Source organism: Corallococcus sp. Z5C101001 (assembly GCF_007352635.1).
Classification (GTDB): domain Bacteria; phylum Myxococcota; class Myxococcia; order Myxococcales; family Myxococcaceae; genus Corallococcus; species Corallococcus silvisoli.
Genome location: NZ_VKLU01000009.1, coordinates 114,475 through 135,495, shown reverse-complemented (window position 1 = coordinate 135,495; position 21,021 = coordinate 114,475). Strand labels below are relative to the sequence as shown.

Genomic DNA, 21,021 nt, shown 5'->3' with positions numbered 1-21,021 from the left:
GCCCCTGGGGAGGGCCTTCCCGGCGCCAGCGCCATGGCGCCAGGGGCCCTGTTGACGCCGCGCGAGGACCGCGCGAGTCCAGGGCCCCGCCTCCGGAGGATCCGCTCCGGAGGACCTCCGGCGGAAGGCTCCGCCGCGCCGCGCCTTCCAGCAATTCCTACCGGCCGCGCTGTCCGCACGCTGCAACGTCTTCCGGTCGCCTTGTTGGCGAGCGCGCGAACGCGTCCGCAACCCCCTGAAAAGAGGCTGTCCCCCACGCGAATCCCGGGGCACAGGGCTTGCTGTCGTGCAGGGACACGCGGGCGACAGGGGCGGAAGACCTCCAGGGTTCCTCGCGGAGGCGGACGGGCTTGGCAGCCGGAGGTCTCGGGTGAAGTCTGGATGGGTGGGTGGGTGCTTGCAGGACGAGGCGGCGGCGGGTGCGCGTGGGGCGCAAGGGCGGGGGGAGCACCGGGTGGGGCGTGGCGCCCGAGACTTTCGGCCTGCCATTTCCGGTCAGGCAAGCGGAGCAAATCAGTTCATGGAACGGCACGGCCGCAGCAGTGAGCGCTCGCTCCTGCTCATCATCGAAGACGACGCCGGCGTGCGCGAAGGGCTGATGGATCTGCTCGCCACGCGCTTCGACGTGCTGGCCGCCGCGGACGCGGACGCGGGCGTGGAGCTGGCGCGCGAGCACCGCCCGGACCTGGTCCTGCTGGATCGCTTCCTGCCCTCCGGGGATGGGCTGGCGGTCCTGGAGACGCTCCAACGGGACGTGCGCACGGAGACGGTGCCGGTCATCTTCCTCACGGGGGACGCGGACGAGGCGACCCTGGAGAGATGCCTGGAGATGGGCGCCGTGGACTTCATCCACAAGCCGGCGAGCTCGCGCGAGCTGCTCGCCCGCATCGACCGCGCGGTGCGCCAGAGCGAGCAGCAGCGCAAGCTCCAGGTGCTGGCGCAGACGGACGCGCTGACGGGGCTGGCGAACTTCCGCGCGCTGTCGGTGCGGCTGGAGGACGAGTTCAAGCGGGCGCAGCGCTACGGCTACTCGCTCAGCGTGGTGGTCATCGACCTGGACCACCTGAAGGCCATCAACGACGGCATGGGCCACGACACGGGCAACCGCGCCATCCTGGCCCTGGCCACGCTGATGCAGGGCAACCTGCGCGAGTCCGACTTCGCGGCGCGCTTCGGCGGGGACGAGTTCGTGGTGCTGCTGCCGCACCAGACGTCGCTGGAGGCGGCGGTGTTCGCGGAGCGCCTGCGCACGGAGCTGCGCGGCGTGAACGTGCAGCGGGGTGACGGGCGGCCGGCGCCCTTCGGGTTGAGCATCAGCGTGGGGGTGGCGGACCACACGGCCGACATGCCGCGCGAGAGCACGGAGGCCTTGCTGAAGGCGGCGGACGCCGCGCTGTACGAGGCCAAGCGGGAGGGGCGGGACCGGGTGGTGGTGTACGGCCAGTCGCTCCATGGCTCGGCGGCGCAGCGGCACTAGCGGCACGGACGGCGGGTAAGGATCGAGGGCGCGCGATGAGCGGAACCAGCAAGCTTGCGAGTGGTTCGAGGGTGGCGATCGTCGGCGGCGGCATCGCCGGGGCGGGGCTCGCGGCCTCGCTTCTCTTCAACGGCCGCGCCCGGGGCGTGGCCCTGGACGTGCGCGTCTACGCGGGGGGCACCGAGGAGCGCACCGCCCCCCCTGCCCTGCTCACGCCGGAGTGCCGCTCGCGGCTCGCGGCGCTGGGCTGCCGCATCCCGCCGGAGTGGCGCGCGCACGAGCTGCGCGGCGTGGAGGTCATCGCCCAGGGTGAGCGGGAGCTGCTGCCGTGCGCGGCTGGCGGGCTGTGGGTGGTGGATGGCTGGCCCCGGAGCGAGGGGGGAATGGACATGGTGCGGCAGGTGCTGGCCACGGCGGCCAGCGCCCAGGGCGCCCGGTTCGTGAACCGCCACGTGGAGCGGGTGGAGCGGCAGGCCCCCGCCCCGGACGCGCCCACGTCGGTGCGCAACGCGGGCCCCCTGGTGGTCCGCGCGCAGGGCAGCGGTGAGCGCTTCCACGCGGTGGCGCTGGCCTCGGGCGCGGGGCCGCTGTTGGGGGACGCCTTCTTCAAGGGCTTCCGTCCGGCGCCGTCCATGCCCGCGGTGCAGGCGCGGATCCAGGGCGCGATGGTGGGGCGGGACCTGGCGCCGGTGGCGCGCCTGTGGGTGGCCCCGCTGCCCTCGGTGGACGCGCTGTTCCTCGTCCCCGGGGCCTCGTCCGTGTACGCGCTGGCCTTCGGCGCGGCGGTGACGCCGGCGGACCTATGCCAGGTGCTGATGATGGCCGCGCGCGACGGCCTGCTGGAGGAAGGCTTCGAGGTCGCCGCGCTGGAGACGACGCGCCTGCCCTTCGGCCCCGGCCGTACGTTGGTGGCGCCCGGTCAGCTGGTGGTGGGGCCCGCCGCCTCGGGCCACCCGCTGCAGGTGGGCCTCTCCGAGACGCTGGCGTCGTGCAGCCGCGCCGCGGTGGCGCTGCTCGACGGAGGGCTGGACGCGCCGTCGCTGGAGCGGCGGTATGTGCGCGACGGGTTGGGCGAGCTGCTGGAGGACGCGGCGGCTGGAGCGCGCGCCATCACGTGGCTGCGCCGCGCGGGCAAGCGGGCCCCGGCGGCGTTCGTCGCGGCGAGGGCGAAGCACGCGCTGGGCAGCGTGTACGGCGGGGGCGTGCTGGGCCTGAGCGCCCCCACCCCGCTGGCGCTGCTGGCCGCGGCGCGCTGGTCGGGCGTGCGCGAGGTGGTGGGCTCCTGGCTGCGCACGCCCATCGAACCCGTGCCGACGATGGTGCCGGAGGTGGAGCCGGACCTGTACTACGTGGTGGACGACGACGCGGACACGCGCGAGGCGCTGACGCTGCTCCTGGAGAGCACCGGGGCGCGCGTGGTGTCCTTCGCGGACGAGCTGGCGTTGTTCTGCGCCGTCGCCCGCCGGCCGCCCACCGCCATCCTCCTGGACGTGGTCCTGCATTGGGTGGACGGCCTGCGCCTGTGCGAAGGGCTCAAGCAGCACCCGCTCACCCGCGACACCCGGGTGCTGGTGATGAGCGGCCTCAACCGTCCACACGTGCGGCAGCGCGCGCTCGACGCGGGCGCGGAGACCTTCCTGCCCAAGCCGGTGAATCCAGACCGGCTCCTGAGCCAGCTCACCGGCCGCGTGCCAGACCCGCTTGGCGCGCCGCGTGAAGTCTCGCGGTCCACGGCCCTGGAGCCGTTCGGCGAGGACCGCTTCGCCTCCTGATGCCTACCTGCACACAACTCAGATCACATCCACGGGATAATCCCTACAAACGCATGAAGCTTCGCACTTCATGCTCCATTGAAAGGGATTGTCCATGTTCGCCTCGAAGCTGCCGAAGCTGGCCCAGACGTCGACCCGGCTGTTCAAGCACACCTCGCAGTTGAGCCGCCCCTTCAGCACGCAGGTGCATCCGGACCAGGCGCTCCAGGAGCTGGCGCACAAGAACAAGGCCCGCAACAACGGCCTGGACCTGATGAACGACATCATGGGCGCGGAGGACCGGCGCCATGGCGGCAACAACCAGCTGGCGCCGCGCATCCGGCCGGACGTGGACCTGTCGCGGCGCGACAACCACCCGTTCAACGAGGTGCAGCCGAAGTACGACACGCCCAAGTCGGCCATCGACAAGGGGGGCAAGCTCCAACCGGTGGACCCGAAGGACCGCGCGGTGACGCTGACGGAGCACGTGGACGGCGCGAAGGAGATCAAGGCCCACTCCCCCTACACGTCCTTCAGTGGCGTGCCCGTGGGCGTGGACGGCAAGGCGACGCAGAAGAAGCTCGTCGACAACCCGGACTACGGCCAGAACCGCATCCTCCACAACCCGACCCAGGACGCGAAGGGCGGGGACGTGTTCGATCAGTTCGACATCCAGCGCGACCTCCGCACGTCCACCCATCCGGGCCTGGATGAGACGGCCGTGAACCGCAGCCAGCCCGGCAAGCCCCTCTGGCAGCCGGAGCCCCACGAGCGGAAGATCCTGGCGGACGTCGGCGTGGATCCGACGAAGTCCAGCTTCACCTTCCGCGAGCGCGCCATGATGAACTCCGCGCGCGACCAGGAGTACCTCGTGCGAGGCACCATCCACGACTTCACGCTGGAGCGCCCCAATGACCAGGGCGAGCTGAAGCCCGTGCCGCGCGAGCAGTTCGGCGACCTGTTCGACGCCGCGCACACGAAGAAGTAGCCCTGCTCGACGCCCCGGCCCGCCACCTCCAGGCCGGGGCCGACTTCACCCGTGGATATCCTTGAATTCACAGCCAGTGACGAGCCACCAGGGCTGCCCTGGCGCGCTCATCCGCTCAGGCCTCGAAGCGCCGCAGGCCCCGGCGCAGCATGAGCGAGCCCGACATCATGGAGATGCCGCGGAAGAGCACGGCGACGCCGACGAGCGTGCCCACGAGCCACACGGAGGACCGGGGCCACTGCGCCATGACGCTGAGGCCGAGGACCAGGGAGATGAGCCCGTAGGCCAGGTCCCAGCCCCATTGGGCATAGCGGTCCATGACGGACGTGATGACGTGGAAGAGGCCGCTGGCGAAGAAGTAGCCGGCGATCAGCAACGTCAGCGAGGCGAGTCCCGCGCCTGGGTACATGACGGTGAGGATGCCGACGACCGTGGTGAGGACGCCGCCGAGCATGAAGGACCAGAAGGTGCCGGTGCCCTCGGAGCGGCTCCGGACGGCCGCGATGATTTCGAGCACGCCGCCGATCACGAGCATCATCCCCACGAAGTAGATGGTGATGACGCTGGTGAAGAACGTGGCGCCCAGCAGCACCAGGCCCGCGAGTGCCGTCAGGATGCCCAGGAGGAAGGGAGCGCCCCACATGGCCGACGCCCCCCGGGGAGGACGGTCGGGCCGGGTCTCCGGCGTGCGTTCGACGTTCGTTTGCATGGCGATCTCCGCGGTGGTGGCTCCCGGCATCGAGCACCCTCGGCCGCCTGCCGGTCCGGGAGCGGACACGCTGGAAGCGTTTCCTTCTGGAAGATGGGATCGCCGCCGGATGCGAACAATCCGCCCATCCCGGCGGGACGGGGCGGAGTTCCAAGCGGGGGCCCGGAAGGGCCGCCGCGCTTCAGGGTTCGGCGGGGGGATACGGGGGAGCGAGGAAGACCGCGCCGGGCTCCTTGCGGAACCAGGTGAGCTGCCGCTTGGCGTAGCGGCGGGTCTCCTGCGCCGTGTCGGCGATGGCCTCGTCGCGGGTCATCCGGCCCTCGACCACGGCCCGGGCCTGCACGTAGCCGACGCTGCGCATGGGGGCCGCGTCCGCGTAGCCGCGCTCCAGCAGGGCCTGGGTCTCCTCCACGAGGCCGCGTGAGAACAGCGCCTCCGTGCGCGCGTTGATGGCGGCGTAGAGGGCGCCACGGGGCGGGTCGAGCACGAACAACCGGAAGGGGTAGCGATCCGGCGCGAAGGCATGGGCGCGGCGGAACTCCGAGGCAGGGATGCCCGTCTGCGCATGGATCTCCAGGGCGCGGACGACGCGCACCAGATCCTGGGGCGGCAGCTTCGCGGCGGTCTCGGGGTCCACCTCCGCGAGTCGGCGGTGCACGGCCTCCCTCCCCTGCTCCGTCGCCAGGACGTCCAGCTCCGCGCGCAGGGAAGGCAGCGCGCCGGGCGCGTCGACCACGCCATGTAGCAGGATGCGCAGGTACAGGCCGGTGCCGCCGACGACGAACACCGGGCGTCCACGCGAGGCGATGGCCGTGATGGCCGCATCCGCGCGGCGTTGGAACTCAGCGGCGGAGAAGGGCTCCAGCGGATCCACGCAGGAGACGAGGTGGTGCGGCACGGCGGCACGCTCTTCGTCGGAAGGCTTGGCCGTGCCGATATCGAAGGCACGGTAGACCTGCTGTGAATCCGCGCTGACGATCTCCCCGCCCGCGGCGCGAGCCCAGGCGATGGCCAGCGCCGTCTTTCCCGACGCCGTAGGCCCCGCGATCACCGTCAACGGCACCCGTGTCTCAGCCACCGTCATCCGCCTCCACGGCCCGCTGTAACGCAGACGCGCGGCAAGCGCGAGTCCCAGCAGCCAGCGCTGAGGTCCAGCCCCGTGCGCCCGCGCCATCCACACCGCGACCGCCAGCAAAGCCGCGACGCCCGATGACTCCCACCGCCGAGACGGCCTCGACGCACCGGGCCTCCCTCACCGCTGCGGCCGTCAAGACCGCGCTCCGCTCCGCGCCTACGTGCCCAGCCGCGCCCGCACGACCGCGGCGGCGGAGGCATCGCGGGAGAACACCAGCCGTCCGGTCTCCACCGACGACAGCAGACGCCCCGCCGCGCCCACCAGCGCACCGCGCCCCTCCACGGTGGGCTCGGGCAGCATCGCGTTGAGCAACAACACTCGGGCCACCTCCCCCGCGCGCTGCCCTTCCCACCGGGAAGCCGCGTCCCAGGCGAGCGTCCCCACCGTTACCAGCGCCGCCTCGAAGGCCCGGGTCCCCAGGTTCCAGGGGGTCCCCGCGGCACGCCAGCCCCCACCCTCCACCGGCCACACCGCCACCAGTTCATCCGCGAGCACCGTCCCGCCCGCCTCACGCCACAGCCCGCCCAAGGTGCTCTTCCCCGCGCCGGAGTTCCCCACGAACAGCGCGGCCCGCCCCTCGTGCGCCACCCCCACGCCGTGGATCAGCAACCCACCGCGCTCCGCCAGCGCCAGCGCCAGCATCACCTTGAGCACGCTCTCCACCGGGAACCGGCCCGACCCGATGACGTCCGCGTGGCGCCGATCCGCGGAGAGCACCGCGGAGTAGTCCGCGCCCTCCACCCGCAGCGTCCCCGACGCGCCAACCTCCAGCCGGGGCAGCTCGTGGATGACCGGTGGGGCCCGCGGAGCCGAAGGCGCCCGCAGCACGAGGCGCGCATCAGGAGTGCCCGCGTCCGGCGCGAGGAACGCGCCAAACACACGGCGGAGGACGTCACCGAGCGCGCCCCCCTCCACGTCCAGCGCCACCGTCCACCCCGCGAGGGCGATCCGGAGCTCTGACTTCCGGGGACCCGATCCCGGGTCCCCGCCCGTCACGGCACGCACTCCGATTCGCCCGGAATGGAGCAGACGGAGATCTGCGCCAGCGCGACGAACGGCTGCTCCCACAGGATGGCGGGCGGCACGTACACGGGCGCCACCGCCGAACCCGTCGACTCGGGCGAACCAGGGGGGCCCGCGGGGGGCTGCTGAAGAAGTCGTGTGCTCACTGGAAGGGAACCGGGAACGCGCAGATACGACCATCCGCGGAGCCAACATGCAACCGGCCCACGGTGTGGTCGATGGTCGGAGTGCCGATGTCCTGTGCGCTGCCCACCGTCACCTGCCCCGAGTCCACGCCGGTCTCCAGCTCCAACTGGTGCACCTTTCCGTCCGTGCTCCCGACGTAGATGCGCGCCACGCCATTCTGGTTGAGGGTGAAGGAGCCGGACGGGCCCGCGATGGGCGTCGACCACAGCTTCACGGGCACGTTGCTCGCGTCCATCTCGTAGCGCTCCACGCGGCCGTTCGCCAGGCTGACCACGAAGCCCCGCCCCAGCGGCCGCGCGAAGTGCGTGAACGCGGACGTGGACGGCGAGGGCCGCGTCGCGACGGACAAGGACCACACCGTCGCCAGCGTGGAGGGATCCACCCCGTACACCATGCCGTCGCTGGACGTGACCAGGATCTGGTTGCTGGTGGCGTTGCGCACCACACCGAACTCCAGGTCGCCCATCACGCGGCGCGCCAGCTCCTGCCCGGTGAGGCTGTCCAACACCCGCAGCGTGGACGTGCTGCCCACGCCCGACTTCGTCCCGACGTAGAGCCGGTTGGTCGTGTAGTCCACCAACATGCCGCCGCTCACCATGCCCAGGTCCCCGGGCCGGTAGCGCCAGATGAGCGCGCCCGTGGCCGCGTTCAGCGCGACCACCTGGTTCTGCGCGGCGGAGGACACGCGCGTCGCGAAGAACGCCAGGTCCACGTTCGAGTACACCGCCCGGTACGCCGGGTTCGCGTAGTCCAGCAGCTGCGTCACCGGGAACGAGTTGATGTTCCCCAGGCCCAGCGTGGTGTTCTTCCACAGGAACTCCCCCGTGGCCGCGTTGAGCACCGCGGGGACTCCGGCCTGGTCGCCCACGACGATGAACTGCTGCCCGCCCCGGCCCAGCAGCGGCACCACCGGGAAGCGACTGCCAATCAGCCCCGACAGCTTCACCGGCCGGAAGCGCTCCGCGCCGTCCAGGGACGGGTTCACCGTGTTCGTGAGCGTGCCCACCACGGAGTCGTTGAAGGAGCTGAAGATGCCCACCCCCAGCTCGGTGACGGGCTGCAGCAGCGACGACAACCCCACCGAGTAGCACCACAGCGGGTTGCCCGCCGTGCGCGCCCGGGGCGTGGCCAGGAGGCCCTGGGACGTGGGCTGGTTGCCCGGCCCGTACCTGCGTTCGTCGTCCGCGTTGTACACGCGGTAGACGTACGTCGTGCCGTTGGCGACCGACGTGTCCGTGAACGAGGACGCGGAGCTGAACTCATCCGCGTACACCACCGTCGCGTTGCCCAGCACGTCGCCCACCGCGTAGCGCCTGCCGCTGACAGGCGCGGTGTTGGGAGGCGCCGTCCCCTGCGCGCGCAGCACCAGCGTGCCGCCGTGGTTGAAGGGGTTGTCCCACGTCAACGTCACGCCGCCGTCGCGAGCCACGCCCGTGAGGCGCGCCACGTCCGGAGCCGCGGCCACCGCGAGCAGCGTCATCGTCGCTTCCACGCGGATGCGCGCGTCGTTGTAGCCCTGGTTCAGCTCCAGGCGGTGGCGGAACGCCGTGTCGGCCGTGACGGCCGTGAAGCCCGAATAGGTGATGCGGAAGACGGCCTCGCCGCCCACCGGGATGCCCGTCTCCGACTCCCAGGTGTAGCCCGCCGCGTCCGAGTAGACGATCCAGTCCCCGAACGCCTGCTGCCCGGAGGCGGCCACGGCGAAGTAGTTCACCGCGGGCTTGAGCAGCTTCACCTCGTAGATGGGCAACTCACCGCGGTTCTGCACCGTGTACGCCACCGTCACGTTGGTGGACGCGGTGGACATCGATTCGTGGCTGAGCCGCACGCGGTGCTGCGCGAGGCTGCCCTTGCGCGCGGTGACCACATCCCCCGCCACCGCGGAGCCGTTGAGCGTCGCGTCCACCTGGGAGCGGAACTGGTAGCTCGCACCCGGCGTGCCCGACACCTGGAAGCGCCAGGTGAACTGGGCGGAGGCCCCGGGGGCGAGCTGCGCCACGCTGTCGGGCGAGGGCCCCGACACGAGCGTCGCCGTCGCGTTGCCCACCAGCACCGGCGCGCGGGGGCGCACGTTCGAGTACGTGTTCGCGCTGGACGCGTTCAGCACGGTGAGCCGCAGGGTCACCTGCTCCCCACTGAACGCGTCCACGATGTCCATGTCCGCCGCCGCGGCCAGGTTGCCCACGTCCACCTGCGGCGAGTCCGCGAGCGGGGCGTTGGCGTTGTTGCTGGTCGTGTGCGCGCGCACGCGGGCCGCCACGGTGCCCGCCGCGGTGGGCCTCACGTTGGCCACGAAGATGCCCGCGGCCCGCACGGCGATGGACTTGTTCGCGTCCTTGCTCACGAACTGGAGCGGCACGGCGCTGGTGGAGGTGGGGTTGTCCACCGTCACGGTGCCCGCCGCGGTCCCCCGGTTCTCCACCACGACGCGGGCCACGGCCGCCGCGTTGACCGCCATCACGCGCGGCAGCAGCGTCACGGTGGTGGCCAGCGGAGTGCGCGTCCACGAGGAGCTGTTCAGGTTGATGGTGTAGTTGGTGCCGTCGCACTGGTCGCGGCCATAGGTCCCCGCCACCAGCCGCTCGTTGGTCTTGTCGGTGGCGCGATCCGACGGGGCCACCACGCTCAGCACGAAGCGCGCGGTCTGCGTCCTCGCCAGCCCCCGGCCATTCTCCACGCAGCCCAGCGTGGACTGGAAGGTGATGCGGCGCTGGTTCGCGTCGAAGTACTCGACCTTCCACGCCGGTGAGTCCTCCGCGGCCAGCCCGTCCAGCAGCTGGTAGCCGTCCGGCAGGACGAAGGACACCTCCGACAGGCGCGAATCGCTCGTGGCCGTGGACGTGTTGGTCACCTCCACGACCAGGTCGGACGCGTCGTCCATCACCACCTGGGCGACCGTCTCTCCGGGCGCGGGGACCAGGCGCGCGCTCCACGTCTGGGAGAAGCCCGCCGCGGGCAGCAGCAGGGCGAACAGCATGAGGGTGCGGACGTTCATGGCGGGCCTCACGTCACGGCTCCAGGGTGAAGGAGGTGGTGGCCAGCTGCGCGCCGTCCAGGAAGAAGCGCACCTGCCACGTGCCCGTCATGCGCGCCATGGACACCGTGGTGCCCGCCACCGGCAGCGAGAAGCGCAGCGTGCGGGACTCCTCGGGCGGCGCCTCCACGGCCGTGCTCCGCTTCTCATACGGGCGGCCACCCGGCGTGATGAACTCCACGTCCACCTGGCCCTTGCCCCGGACGCCGCTCACCACGAAGTCCACGTCCACCTGCTGCACCTCGGACAACCCCACCGGCTCGGAGCCCGCGCCCACCACCTGCGCGCTGCCAGACGGGGGCGGCGACGCGACGGGAGGCGGCTCCTCCTCCACGACCTCGTCCGGAGGCGGCCCGTCCACCGGCGCCGGGGGCGGCGGCTGGGCCACGCTCCCGCCCCCCGCCAGCACGTCCGTCGGATCCACGGGGCCGGCCGAGCCGCCCCCCGGTCCTGGCGTCACGGCAGGAGGCGGCAGGGGCGAAAGGCCCTCCGAGCACGCCGACAGCACCATCGCACCCGCCAGCACCACCACGAGCGCCCGCATCATGCACCCCCCAGAGGCGCGACACCGGCCGGCGCGCGCACTTCATCCATCAGACCCTTGCGCCGCAGCTCCTCCAGGAACCGCAGCGTGTCAGCCAGCACCGGGCCAACGTCGGTCGAAAACTCGAGCGCCACCTGCTCCGCCACCGCCCGGGCCGTGCGCTGTCCGTCACACAGCGCCCAGATGCGCGCCGCCACCGGGTTGAGCCCCCGCAGCGTGCGCCCCTCCGCGTCCAGCACGAGGAAGTCCGCGCCAAATCCCTCGCCCGAAGCCCCCGGGCGCCGCTGGGGAACACTCTCAGCCGTGAAGCTCATGCGCGCCCTGCCCTGCCCAACCACGCGGCGATCCTCCGCTTCAGGGCCACCCGCCAGCGGCCCACCGCGCGCGGGCCCACGTCCCAGCGCTCCATCTCCAGCAGGGCGCCTCCCCGGCGCACACGCCGCGCACGTCCCAGGATACGGAAGAGGGGCAGCGGCGGATCTTCCACGCCGCCGTTGTCCCCGCGCAGCGCGCAGACGCGGCCGTCGCACCAGCGCACCCGGTGCAGCACCAGCGCGGACTCGAAGCGCGCCAGCACCACCTCGCCCGGGCGCGGCGCCTCCACCAGCGGCTCCACCTCCGCCACGTCCCCTGCCCGCAACGACGGCCACATGCTGTCCCCATCCACGGGGATCCAGCGAGGACCTTCGATCACGGGCGAGGTGTGGGAAGCGCTCGACATCGAGGACGGAATCTACTCCAGCCTCTCAACGGCCGCGAATCCCCGCGCCCTCGTTCCCCCAGCGATTCCCGGGACTTACGCTGCTTAACACCTTTACTCCTGGATTTTCAGGGAAGACAGGCCGCCCTGCCCCCCTCCGGCCCGGACGAGCGGACCGGAAGGCGGCGCGGATCAGGCCGCCGCGGCCTCCGGCTGGGCCCGCACGGTGGCGGCCACGGCGTCCAGGGCCACGGGGATGGGCTCGCCGCCCGCCATGGGCTTGAGCTTCGCCTGGCCGCTGGTGCGCTCCTGCTCCCCCAGCACCAGGGTGAAGCGGGCGCCGGACTTGTCCGCGCGCTTCATCTGGCTCTTGAGGCTTCCGCCGCGCGTGTCGAAGTCCACGCGCAGGCCCTCGCGGCGCAGGCGGCTGGCCAGCGCGAGCCCCGCGTCCTGGGAGCCCTCGTCCGCCACGGCGATGAACAGGTCCGGCCGCTGGGCGAACGTCTTGCCACCCTCCTTGAGCAGGAGCACCAGCCGGTCCAGGCCCATGGCGAAGCCCACCGCGGGCACGTCCGGCCCCCCCAGGCCCTTCATCATCTTGTCGTAGCGCCCGCCGCCGCCCACGGTGCTGGCGGTGCCCAGCGCGGGGTGCGCGGCGATGAACTCGAAGACGGTGCGCGTGTAGTAGTCCAGGCCGCGCACCAGCCGGTGGTTCACCACGTAGCGGATGCCCAGCGCGGCCAGCTTGCGCTGCAGGTCGGTGAAGTGCGCGCGGCACGGCTCGCACAGGAACTCCAGCACGTTGGGTCCCGCCGCGGCCACCGCCTGGCACTTCTCGTTCTTGCAGTCGAGCACGCGCAGCGGGTTGCGCTCCAGCCGCTGCTGGCAGTCCGCGCACAGCTCCTCGCGGTGCGCGAGGAGGTACTCCACCAGCTTCGCGTGGTAGGCGGGCCGGCACGCGTCGTCGCCCAGCGAGTTGATGTTCAGGGTGACGTCCGTGAGGCCCAGCGCCTCCAGGAACTGCACCACCACGTCCATCAGCTCCGCGTCCTGCGCGGGCTCCTTCGCGCCGTAGGCCTCCGCGCCAATCTGGGAGAACTGGCGGTAGCGGCCCGTCTTCATCCGCTCGTAGCGGAACATGGGCCCCATGTAGAACCAGCGCGACACCGGCTCCTGGTTGCTCACCGAGTGCTCGATGTACGCGCGCGCCGCGGGCGCGGTGCCCTCCGGACGCAGGGACAGGCTGCGGCCCGCCTTGTCCTCGAAGGTGTACATCTCCTTGCCGACGATGTCCGTCTCCTCGCCCACGCTGCGCACGAAGAGGGCGGTGTCCTCCACCATCGGCGTGCGCACCTCGCCGTAGCCGAAGCGGCCGAACAGCGTGCGCGCGGTCGTCTCCACGAACTGCCAGACCTCGATTTCACCCGGCAGAAGGTCGTTCATCCCCTTCACGCCGTTGATCTTCTGGCTCACAGAATTTCTCCGATGCGCGTGCCCATGCGCACCACCGTCTCCGGCTGGAGGCTGTCGTCCCAGCGCACCCGCTTCGGCTCGAAGCAGAGGATGACCGTGGAGCCCATCTCGAAGCGGCCCAGCTCCCCGGCCTTCTCCACCGGGATGCCCGCGCCGTAGCGGTGCACCTTGCCCGGCTGCCCCAGGTGGGTGGTGATGTCCTCGTACGACGCCTTGATGCGCGACACGCAGGTGGCGCCCACCTTCACCACCGCCACCTTGCCGGCCGCGGTGTCCAGGTAGGTGACGAGCCGCTCGTTCACGCAGAACAGCGACTGCTTGTTCTTCACCGACGCGGGGTTCACCGGCCAGAACTCACCCGGGATGTACGCGTACCCCGTGATGGTGCCGCCCAGCGGCGCGTGGATGCGGTGGTAGTCGCGCGGCGACAGGTACAGCGTCGTCCAGGCGCCGCCGTGGAAGGGCTTCGCCGCCTGCGCGTCGCCCAGGAGCTCGTCCACCGTGTACTCGATGCCCTTGGCCTGCAGGCACCGGCCGTTGTCCGAGTAGCCCACCTGGGACACCCGGCCGTCCACCGGCGACACGACGACCTTCTCGCCCGCGTCCACCGGGCGCAGGCCCGGCTTGAGGCCGCGGGTGAAGAACTGGGCGAAGGTCGGGTACTTCTCGAAGCCGTGCTCCGCCTCGTCCATGTCCACGTTGTACGCCTTGGCGAAGGCGCGCATGGCCCAGTGGTGCACCGGCGCGGGCGCGGGCAGGCGCGTGGCCAGGCCCACCGCGGAGGACACCGCCGACTTGGGCAGCACGCGCATCAACTTCATGAAGGTCTGTTCGTTCATCGAAGGTCGTCGATACGTAAGGGAAAGAGGTTCAACGGCCGTCAGCGCTCGGGGACACCACCCCGCCGTCCTCGTAGCGCCGCACCGTCCGCATGGCGCTCTTGGGTAACAACGCCAGCACGCGGCCGTCTTCAATCACCAGCGAGGTGTCCTTGTGGCTGGGGAACTCCAGCTGGCAGGACGCCCGGTCGCTCAGCTGCCAGGTCTCCCGCATCCCCCGCCCCTCCACCGTCACCGGCACGGAACGGGTGAAGCAGCCGCGGAAGCCCGCCACCAGCTCGGAGGCCGGCGTGCCCATCTGCGGGCCGCCCACCACTCCCGCGTCCTCCGGCCCCGCGTCCACCGGGGCCGCCTCCGCCACGGGCTCCTCGCGGCGCGGGATGTTCGACTGGGAGGGATCCAGGGTGGGCAGCGCCTGGGCGCTCGCCACCGCGCGGCGCTGCTCGTCGCGATCCGCCTGCATGCGCGCGCGGCCCTGCTGGATGCGCTGGAGCAGGTCCTGCGACGCGGCGGCGTCCACGCTGTCCGCCGGCACGCGCTGGAGCTGGGCCTCGATCTCCCCGATGGCGGGGTCCAGGTACGCCGCGTCCAGCTTCTGGGCGTACAGGACGGTCCACCGGCGGCTGGCCCGCTCGAACTCGGGCGAGGGCGGCGCGGGGGCCCGGCTGCACCCGGACAGCAGGAGGACGGCGGCGAGGCCAAGGCCCATGAAGGGCCGCTTCGGACGGGGGACCTGGGGGCTCACGACCCCGGTTTATGCCACCTTCCGCCCGGCCGCGCCGCTTTTCCGCACCGGCCGCGCCCGGGGCTCAGACGCCCAGGAACAAGCGCTTGCCGAAGTTGAGCGCCAGGTCCGCGTCGAAGATCCGCTGCGCGGAGGTCTCGATGTCGTACTCCACGCGCAGGTACTCGACCGTGCGCGCGTCCGTGTCGCAGATGACGAAGCAGGCCCGGTTGTCGTAGTCGCGTGGCTGGCCCACGCTCCCCACGGAGACGATGTACTTGTAGCCCTTGCGCAGCACGAACTTCTGCGCCACCACGTCATTCACCTCGCCGTTGCCAATGGCGAACGCCCGGCACAGGTGGCTGTGGCCAATGAAGGTCACCTCCGGCAGCTCCGCCACGTACGGCGTCAGCTCCCGGGCCTGCTCCAGCGCGAAGATGTACTCGTACGCCTTCGGATCCACGGGCGAGCCGTGGCAGAAGCCCACCTCGCCAATCCGGTACGTGTACGGGAGGCTGCGCAGCCAGGCCAGGTTCTCGTCGGAGAGCACGTTGGCGCTCCAGTCGAGCGCGTGCCGGGCGGCGTCGTAGTAGTACGAGTAGTCCATCCGCCCCGCCACCGCCGCGTCGTGGTTGCCCAGCAGGGTGATCTCCGCCACCGAGCGCACCAGCTCGCAGCACGGGTTGGGGGACGCCCCGTACCCCACGATGTCCCCCAACGACACGAAGCGGTCCACCTTCTGGTGCTCCGCCACCCTCAACACCTCCGTGAGGGCCTCGATGTTGGAATGGATGTCGGAGATGACGGCGATGCGCATGGGAGCCCTATAGGGGGGTCTGCTGCTGGGAGATGATGCGCCGCAGACTCACCAGCGCGTCCGCGTCCAACGCTTCGAATCTCAGGCCCATGCCCGGGGGCCGGCCGTCAGGCTGCTCTTCCTGCCGCAACCAGACGACCGTGGCCTGCGCCTGCAACTGCGTGTCCGTCGCCTGCCGTGTCAGCCGCACCTGCGTCCGCGTCCCCGCCGCCAAGGGCGTGCTCGTCCTGAGGAAGAAGCCTCCCTCACTCAGATTGGCGATGCGTGCATACAGGGTCACGTTCTCACCCTCGCACCAGCAGCGCAGGTGGGTGCCGACCCGCGCGTGCTTTCGATTCTCGCTCAACCCGGGGACCTCCCGACGTGGGTCCGTCTTGTCCACGTCGGCGCTGAAAAAGGATGGCCGCACCGGATTTATTCATCCACTGCGTTCACCCGAGCCTAGGGAGGGTGGGTGTGGCCCGTCAAGTTCCACACCGGATCCGGATCCGCTCCCCGCGCTCCCCTACCCGCCCAGCGGGCCCAGGTCGTCGAAGTGGGTGAGCTTCTTGAACTCGGCGAAGCGGGCGTGGATCTCCGGGCGCTGCACCTCGCGCAGGCGCTCCAGGCTGAACTTCTCCACGGTGAAGGAGGCCATCACGCTGCCCATGACCATGGCCCTGCGCAAGAGCTGCTGATCCACCTTGCCGGAGGCGGAGGTGGCCAGGGTGCCCATGAAGCCGCCGGCGAAGGTGTCACCGGCGCCGGTGGGATCGAACACCTCCGACAGGGGGAAGGCCGGGCAGGCGAAGATGTGGTCCTGATCGAAGAGGAGCGCGCCGTGCTCGCCGCGCTTGATGACGACGCGCGAGGGGCCCATGGCCAGGATGGCGCGCGCGGCCTTCACCACGTTGTGCTCGCCGGACAGCTGGCGCGCCTCCGCGTCGTTGATGAAGAGCAGGTTCACGCGCTGGAGCGTCTTGAGCAGCGCGGGCCGGCTGCCCTGGATCCAGAAGTTCATCGTGTCCGCGGCGACCAGCTTGGGCGACTTCACCTGGTCCAGCACGCGCGCCTGGAGCTCCGGGTGGATGTTGCCCAGGAAGACGTACGGCGTCTCCCGGTAGGCCTGCGGCAGGTTGGGCGAGAAGGACTCGAAGACGTTCAGCTGGGTGTCCAGCGTCTGCGCCTCGTTGAGCTCCCAGCCGTACTTGCCCTTCCAGCGGAAGGTGCGGCCGGACTCGCGCGTGAGGCCCTCCAGGTCGATGCCGCGCCCGCGCAGGAACTGGAGGTGCGACTCTGGAAAGTCCTCGCCAATCACCGCCACCAGTTGCACGGGCCCGAAGAAGGACGCGGACGTGGAGAAGTAGGTGGCGGACCCGCCCAGCACGTCCTCCTTCTTGCCGAAGGGCGTTTCCAGCGAGTCCAGCGCGATTGAACCGACGACGAGAAGAGACATGGAGTCTTCCTGGGGGGTGACCGGGCGCGAGGCAGCAGGCGTCAGGGCACGGCGCATTCCAGGGGAAACCCCGTGCCCATGCCGGGTACGACACCTGCCCGGCAAGGTCAAGAGGCCTTGCGGGCCTAGAACGTGGGGACGCCGACGGCGGTGATGAGGGACTTCAGGTCGTCGTCGGTGAAGAAGAAGCCGGCACCGAAGAAAAAGTCGCGGCCGGCGATGAGCCGCTTGGTGGCCGTGTCACGCTGCTGTGCGTTGAGGATGTCGTCCAGGCCGGCCACGACGAACAGGTGGTCGAACGCCTGGGCGCGCAGCGTGGTGCGCAGGCGCGGGTAGCGCAGCTCGTCCGCGGTGAAGTTGAAGGCGTCCATCTTCAGCGTGAGCGCGTCATCGAAGAAGTGCAGGTCCGCGCCCACGCCGCCGGTGGATTCAATGAGGCCTACCCGCAGGGTGGTGAAGTAGTAGCGCTTGGCGAACTGGAGGCTGACCTTGAAGGACTCCTTGGTCACCTTCTGCGTCTGGATGACCGGGTCCCCGTCCGACGGCGGGTTCGTCTGCACCACCTGCGTGGTGACGGAGCCGCGGGGGTCGTCGATGATCTCCAGCAGGTAGTACTTGTCCGGCTTGGGGATGAGCTTGAGCGACAGGCCGTTCTTCGACGCGCCCTGCGACACCAGGTACGTGCTGAACAGACCCACCTCCGTCTGGAGGGTGGTGAGCCGGGTGGCGAAGTCGGAGATGTCGGTGACGGCCTCGCTGACGCGCTGCCCCAGCTGCTCGTCGGTGAGCAGCGCGCCCGCGGCGCCCTCGCCGTTCTTCACCTTGCGGGTGATGTCCTCCAGGTTGGACAGCGTGTTGTCCAGCCGGCCCAGCGTCTGCTTGAGGCTGGAGACGCTCTCCTTGAACTCCCCTTCCCCGCTGCCCACGATGTTCTTGACGGTGCCCAGCACCTCGCGGACGTCGTTGGTGATCTTCTCGACGTTGGCGACGATGCGGCCCACCTCCGCCCCGTTGCCCTGGGTGATGGCGCGCACATCCGAGGACACGCCCTCCACGTTCGCCATGATGGTGTCCAGGCGGTCCGTGTTGCGGCGCACCGTCGCATCCACCGAGTCCGACAGGCGGACCAGGTTCTCCACGATGCGCTCCAGGCTGCCCGCGCCCTTCTCCCCGCCCAGCACCTCGCGCAGCGCGCCCGTCACCTGCTGGATGTCGGAGGTGATCTGCGACAGCGACTCGAAGACGGCCTCCACGCCCTGGGTGTCCACGACGCGGCGGATCTGCCCGCCGTTCTCCAGCTCCGGCGCCTGCTCCGTACCCGGGTTCAGGTCCAGGAGGTAGTCACCCAGCAGCGACTCCGAGCGCTTGGTGACGGCCGCGTCCTGGCGCACGTCCACGCCCTTGCGGATCTTCAGCCAGACCTTCGCGCGGGTGCCCTCCAGGCTGATGTCGCTGATCTCTCCCACCGGGATGCCGGCGATCTGCACCCGGCCGCGCACCGCGAGGCCGGACGCGTCCCGGAAGTATGCCCACACCTGGGTGGAGTCACGGTCGCTCAGCCCGCCCTTCTTGGCGAACAGCACGAACGCGATGAGGAATCCCCCGGCGGCGAGCACCAGCAGGCCAACACGGAAGGGCGTGACGAGCTTCTTCACCTGATGTGACTCCGAGCGCTACCACCGGCCGCGCGCGACTCTAACGATTTGCATGCCGGGTGCCAGCTTTTCATGTGGAGCCGAATTCCTTGAGGGCCCCAGTTCTTGCAAGGCGCCCTAGTTCTTTCCGAACCAGGTCTGGAGGAAGATCTGGACGGCGGGGTGCTGGGATTCGCGCAGCTGCTCCGGCGGCCCGTGCTCCACGATGACGCCCTTGGACAGGAAGGCGATCTGGTTGGCCACGTTGAACGCGGACGCGATGTCGTGGCTGATGACGACGCTGGTGACGCCCAGCTCCTTCTGCGCGGTGAGGATCATGTCGTCCACGGAGTCCGTGGTGATGGGATCCAGGCCGGTGGTGGGCTCGTCGTAGAGGACCACCTTGGGATCCAGCACCACGGCGCGCGCCAGGCCCACGCGCTTGCGCATGCCGCCGGACAGGTCCGCCGGGAAGCGGTCCTCCACCGCGCGCTTGAGCCCCATGAGGTCCAGGCGCTTGCGCACCTTTTCGCGGATGGCGTCCTCTGGCAGCTGGGTGTGCTGACGCAGGGGGAAGGCGACGTTCTCGAACACCGTCATGGAGTCGAAGAGCGCGGCGGCCTGGAACACCATGCCGAAGCTGCGGCGGACCTGCTGCAGTCCCTCCACGCTCATGGGGACGATGTCCTGCCCGTCGATGATGACCTGGCCCGTGTCCGGCTTGAGCAGGCCGATCATGTGCTTCATCAGCACCGTCTTGCCGGAGCCGGAGCCCCCCAGGATGACGCAGGTGCTGCCCGCGGGAACGGTGAGGTTGATGCCGGTGAGGACCTTGTTCCCGCCGAACGTCTTGTGCAGGTCCACGATGTCGATCATCGCCCGCTCTGCCCCGGTGGACTCGGGGAGGGGCGCGTTCGGCGGGCCCATCAGTGCATCAACATGCCGACGATGAAGTCGAGGATGAAGATGGACAGGGCGCTGGCGACCATCGCCTCGGTGGTGGCCTGACCCACGCCCTTGGCGCCACCGGACGCGTTGAACCCCTTGAAACAACAGATGAGGGCCACCGCGAGCCCGAAGATGGCGCCCTTGATCAACCCCTCGTAGATGTCCGCGGGAGCCATCCACTGCTGGGTGCGCGACAGGAACGTACCGGGGGAGATGCCCAGGCCGAACACCGCGACGACGTACGCCCCCGCCATGCCCGTGGTGTTGAAGAGCATGGTGAGCGCGGGGACCATGAACAGCCCCGCGAGCACCCGGGGCACCAGCAGGTACTGCACCGGGTTGACGGCCATGGTCTCCAGCGCGTCCACCTGCTCGGTGACCCGCATGGTGCCCAGCTCCGTGCACATGGCGGACCCGGCGCGCATGGTGACCATCAGCGCGGCGAACACGGACGCCAGCTCGCGCGTGAGCGTCAGGGCCACGGTGGGGCCCACGAGGCTCTCCGCGTCGAACAGGGCGAACGCGGTGGACGTCTGGAGCGCGAACACCATGCCGGTGAAGCTGCCGGTGAGCGCCACGATGAAGATGGAGCCCACGCCCACGAAGTCCAGCTGGGTGAAGAGGTTGTGCAGCCGGAAGGGGCGCCGCACGCTCCAGCGGAAGACGTCCAGGCCCAGGGCGACGACGCCGCCAATGCTGCTGACGACGTCGATGATGCCCTTGCCGAGGCCCTCCACCGACTGGATGAAGGCGCCGGTGAACCGGTTGGGTTTGCTGGGGGTCTCGGTGGTCATGCGCTCAGGCGGGCTACTCTACGTGCCCCGGACGGGCGCACAAGCGAACTCCGTGGCGGCCCATCCCACCCCTCCCTCCATCCGGTTGGCTGCCCGGGGGGCGCTCACGCGGCGCGCGGGTGCGATGCGATGGTGCTTCCTCCGCCTGGGGTCGGCCGTTATGTTCCGCGGCCCTCTTTCTTCCACGCCCGGCGCGCCCTTCGGGGAGTTGCCGGGCCAGAGCGACACGACAGAATGGCTACTCAGAAGGTCGGCGGCGAGGTGGATGCCCAGTGCACCCGCTGCAAGATGAACCTGGCGCATACGATTCTCGCGATGGTGGGCCCCAAGATCGTGCGCGTCCGCTGCAACACGTGCGGCGGGGACCACGCGTTCCGGGGCGCGCCGGGCGCCACGGATCGCCCCACGAAGACGTCCACGACCCGGGCGCCGCGCGCCGCCTCCTCCGGCACGACCCGCGCGGAGAAGGTGGTCATCTCCTTCGACGAGCAGCTGGCGGGCAAGGACATCGCGAGCGCCCCCAAGTACAGCCCCAAGGACACCTACAAGGTGGACCAGGTCATCCACCACCCGACGTTCGGCGTGGGCCTGGTGACCGCAGTGCGCGGCGACAAGGTGGACCTCACCTTCCGCTCCGACACCAAGACGCTGGTGCACGGCCGCGGTGGACCGCAGACGGACAAGCCCGTCTTCAGCCCCCCGACGAACAAGCACACCGGCCCCGCGGACAAGCCCATGGCCGAGCCGCCTCCGGACCTGGACGCCGACGACGCGGCTGAGACTTCCCTGCCTTCCGGGGATTGACCCGGA

The 21,021-nt window shown here is 70.6% G+C and carries 21 protein-coding genes; 4 read left to right on the top strand and 17 right to left on the bottom strand.

Annotated elements, in window-relative coordinates; translation table 11 throughout:
* Positions 1–520 precede the first annotated feature (520 nt).
* From FOF48_RS21155 to FOF48_RS21145, 3 genes are all read left to right on the top strand, one after another.
* The gene (locus FOF48_RS21155) at positions 521–1,477 is read left to right on the top strand and encodes a diguanylate cyclase (protein ID WP_143904518.1); all 957 of its coding nucleotides are present in this window, start codon (positions 521–523) and stop codon (positions 1,475–1,477) included.
* A 35-nt stretch (positions 1,478–1,512) separates the two neighbouring features.
* Positions 1,513–3,249: a two-component system response regulator gene (locus tag FOF48_RS21150; RefSeq protein WP_143904516.1), complete on the top strand. Its 1,737-nt coding sequence runs from the start codon at positions 1,513–1,515 to the stop codon at positions 3,247–3,249.
* Positions 3,250–3,343: 94 nt separating this feature from the next.
* Positions 3,344–4,216 carry a hypothetical protein gene (locus FOF48_RS21145; RefSeq protein ID WP_143904514.1) on the top strand — a complete coding sequence of 291 codons (873 nt, stop codon included), beginning with the start codon at positions 3,344–3,346 and terminating at the stop codon, positions 4,214–4,216.
* Between the two features lie 115 nt (positions 4,217–4,331).
* Here the strand turns inward: FOF48_RS21145 and FOF48_RS21140 are convergent, their stop codons facing one another.
* The 17 genes from FOF48_RS21140 to FOF48_RS21065 form a co-directional block, all read right to left on the bottom strand.
* Positions 4,332–4,925, bottom strand: a complete 594-nt coding sequence (locus FOF48_RS21140) for an HdeD family acid-resistance protein (RefSeq protein WP_235685723.1) — start codon at positions 4,923–4,925, stop codon at positions 4,332–4,334.
* A 181-nt stretch (positions 4,926–5,106) separates the two neighbouring features.
* On the bottom strand, positions 5,107–5,988 hold the full coding sequence (gene miaA, locus FOF48_RS21135; RefSeq protein WP_255442543.1) for a tRNA (adenosine(37)-N6)-dimethylallyltransferase MiaA: 882 nt from the start codon (positions 5,986–5,988) through the stop codon (positions 5,107–5,109).
* A gap of 228 nt (positions 5,989–6,216) precedes the next feature.
* Positions 6,217–7,056, bottom strand: a complete 840-nt coding sequence (locus tag FOF48_RS21130) for a hypothetical protein (protein ID WP_255442485.1) — start codon at positions 7,054–7,056, stop codon at positions 6,217–6,219.
* Positions 7,053–7,229: a hypothetical protein gene (locus FOF48_RS36510; protein WP_186002024.1), complete on the bottom strand. Its 177-nt coding sequence runs from the start codon at positions 7,227–7,229 to the stop codon at positions 7,053–7,055. The genes FOF48_RS21130 and FOF48_RS36510 overlap by 4 nt, the downstream gene beginning before the upstream one ends.
* A complete protein-coding gene (locus FOF48_RS21125) occupies positions 7,226–10,264 on the bottom strand; it encodes a PQQ-binding-like beta-propeller repeat protein (RefSeq protein WP_143904508.1) in 3,039 nt (1,012 codons plus the stop codon). The genes FOF48_RS36510 and FOF48_RS21125 overlap by 4 nt, the downstream gene beginning before the upstream one ends.
* Before the next feature lie 13 nt (positions 10,265–10,277).
* On the bottom strand, positions 10,278–10,850 hold the full coding sequence (locus tag FOF48_RS21120) for a hypothetical protein (RefSeq protein ID WP_143904506.1): 573 nt from the start codon (positions 10,848–10,850) through the stop codon (positions 10,278–10,280).
* Complete coding sequence (locus FOF48_RS21115) at positions 10,847–11,161, bottom strand: PqqD family protein (RefSeq protein ID WP_143904504.1); 315 nt, start codon at positions 11,159–11,161, stop codon at positions 10,847–10,849. Before FOF48_RS21115 ends, FOF48_RS21120 begins: the two co-directional genes overlap by 4 nt.
* Positions 11,158–11,568, bottom strand: coding sequence for a S24/S26 family peptidase (locus FOF48_RS21110; protein ID WP_221938245.1), 411 nt, complete (start codon positions 11,566–11,568; stop codon positions 11,158–11,160). The genes FOF48_RS21115 and FOF48_RS21110 overlap by 4 nt, the downstream gene beginning before the upstream one ends.
* Positions 11,569–11,739: 171 nt before the next feature.
* Complete coding sequence (gene hisS / locus FOF48_RS21105; protein WP_221938247.1) at positions 11,740–12,990, bottom strand: histidine--tRNA ligase; 1,251 nt, start codon at positions 12,988–12,990, stop codon at positions 11,740–11,742.
* A 26-nt stretch (positions 12,991–13,016) separates the two neighbouring features.
* A complete protein-coding gene (asd, locus tag FOF48_RS21100; RefSeq protein WP_143904498.1) occupies positions 13,017–13,859 on the bottom strand; it encodes an archaetidylserine decarboxylase in 843 nt (280 codons plus the stop codon).
* Between the two features lie 31 nt (positions 13,860–13,890).
* Entirely contained in the window at positions 13,891–14,604 is a 714-nt protein-coding gene (locus FOF48_RS21095; protein ID WP_328700948.1) for a hypothetical protein, read from the bottom strand.
* A 64-nt stretch (positions 14,605–14,668) separates the two neighbouring features.
* Entirely contained in the window at positions 14,669–15,400 is a 732-nt protein-coding gene (locus tag FOF48_RS21090; protein WP_143904487.1) for a metallophosphoesterase, read from the bottom strand.
* A 7-nt stretch (positions 15,401–15,407) separates the two neighbouring features.
* Positions 15,408–15,746, bottom strand: coding sequence for a TIGR02266 family protein (locus FOF48_RS21085; RefSeq protein WP_143904485.1), 339 nt, complete (start codon positions 15,744–15,746; stop codon positions 15,408–15,410).
* A 159-nt stretch (positions 15,747–15,905) separates the two neighbouring features.
* Positions 15,906–16,835, bottom strand: a complete 930-nt coding sequence (locus tag FOF48_RS21080; protein ID WP_143904483.1) for a PfkB family carbohydrate kinase — start codon at positions 16,833–16,835, stop codon at positions 15,906–15,908.
* 125 nt (positions 16,836–16,960) lie between these two features.
* Entirely contained in the window at positions 16,961–18,490 is a 1,530-nt protein-coding gene (locus FOF48_RS21075) for an MlaD family protein (RefSeq protein ID WP_143904481.1), read from the bottom strand.
* A gap of 117 nt (positions 18,491–18,607) precedes the next feature.
* The gene (locus FOF48_RS21070) at positions 18,608–19,345 is read right to left on the bottom strand and encodes an ABC transporter ATP-binding protein (protein WP_143904786.1); all 738 of its coding nucleotides are present in this window, start codon (positions 19,343–19,345) and stop codon (positions 18,608–18,610) included.
* A 50-nt stretch (positions 19,346–19,395) separates the two neighbouring features.
* Positions 19,396–20,211: an ABC transporter permease gene (locus FOF48_RS21065; protein ID WP_143904479.1), complete on the bottom strand. Its 816-nt coding sequence runs from the start codon at positions 20,209–20,211 to the stop codon at positions 19,396–19,398.
* Positions 20,212–20,445: 234 nt separating this feature from the next.
* Between FOF48_RS21065 and FOF48_RS21060 the strand changes: the two genes are divergently transcribed.
* On the top strand, positions 20,446–21,015 hold the full coding sequence (locus tag FOF48_RS21060) for a hypothetical protein (RefSeq protein ID WP_143904477.1): 570 nt from the start codon (positions 20,446–20,448) through the stop codon (positions 21,013–21,015).
* The last annotated feature ends 6 nt before the right edge of the window (positions 21,016–21,021 follow it).

What these genes read in the sequence shown, in the direction of transcription:
- FOF48_RS21090 (WP_143904487.1), bottom strand. Translation starts at nt 15,400, where the DNA reads ATGCGCATCGCCGTCATCTCCGACATCCATTCCAACATCGAGGCCCTC.
- FOF48_RS21110 (WP_221938245.1), bottom strand. Translation starts at nt 11,568, where the DNA reads ATGTCGAGCGCTTCCCACACCTCGCCCGTGATCGAAGGTCCTCGCTGG.
- FOF48_RS21125 (WP_143904508.1), bottom strand. Translation starts at nt 10,264, where the DNA reads ATGAACGTCCGCACCCTCATGCTGTTCGCCCTGCTGCTGCCCGCGGCG.
- FOF48_RS21140 (WP_235685723.1), bottom strand. Translation starts at nt 4,925, where the DNA reads ATGCAAACGAACGTCGAACGCACGCCGGAGACCCGGCCCGACCGTCCT.
- FOF48_RS21070 (WP_143904786.1), bottom strand. Translation starts at nt 19,345, where the DNA reads ATGATCGACATCGTGGACCTGCACAAGACGTTCGGCGGGAACAAGGTC.
- FOF48_RS21145 (WP_143904514.1), top strand. Translation starts at nt 3,344, where the DNA reads ATGTTCGCCTCGAAGCTGCCGAAGCTGGCCCAGACGTCGACCCGGCTG.
- FOF48_RS21060 (WP_143904477.1), top strand. Translation starts at nt 20,446, where the DNA reads ATGGCTACTCAGAAGGTCGGCGGCGAGGTGGATGCCCAGTGCACCCGC.
- FOF48_RS21155 (WP_143904518.1), top strand. Translation starts at nt 521, where the DNA reads ATGGAACGGCACGGCCGCAGCAGTGAGCGCTCGCTCCTGCTCATCATC.
- FOF48_RS21080 (WP_143904483.1), bottom strand. Translation starts at nt 16,835, where the DNA reads ATGTCTCTTCTCGTCGTCGGTTCAATCGCGCTGGACTCGCTGGAAACG.
- hisS (WP_221938247.1), bottom strand. Translation starts at nt 12,990, where the DNA reads ATGAACGACCTTCTGCCGGGTGAAATCGAGGTCTGGCAGTTCGTGGAG.
- FOF48_RS21115 (WP_143904504.1), bottom strand. Translation starts at nt 11,161, where the DNA reads ATGAGCTTCACGGCTGAGAGTGTTCCCCAGCGGCGCCCGGGGGCTTCG.
- FOF48_RS21120 (WP_143904506.1), bottom strand. Translation starts at nt 10,850, where the DNA reads ATGATGCGGGCGCTCGTGGTGGTGCTGGCGGGTGCGATGGTGCTGTCG.
- FOF48_RS21150 (WP_143904516.1), top strand. Translation starts at nt 1,513, where the DNA reads ATGAGCGGAACCAGCAAGCTTGCGAGTGGTTCGAGGGTGGCGATCGTC.
- FOF48_RS21065 (WP_143904479.1), bottom strand. Translation starts at nt 20,211, where the DNA reads ATGACCACCGAGACCCCCAGCAAACCCAACCGGTTCACCGGCGCCTTC.
- asd (WP_143904498.1), bottom strand. Translation starts at nt 13,859, where the DNA reads ATGAACGAACAGACCTTCATGAAGTTGATGCGCGTGCTGCCCAAGTCG.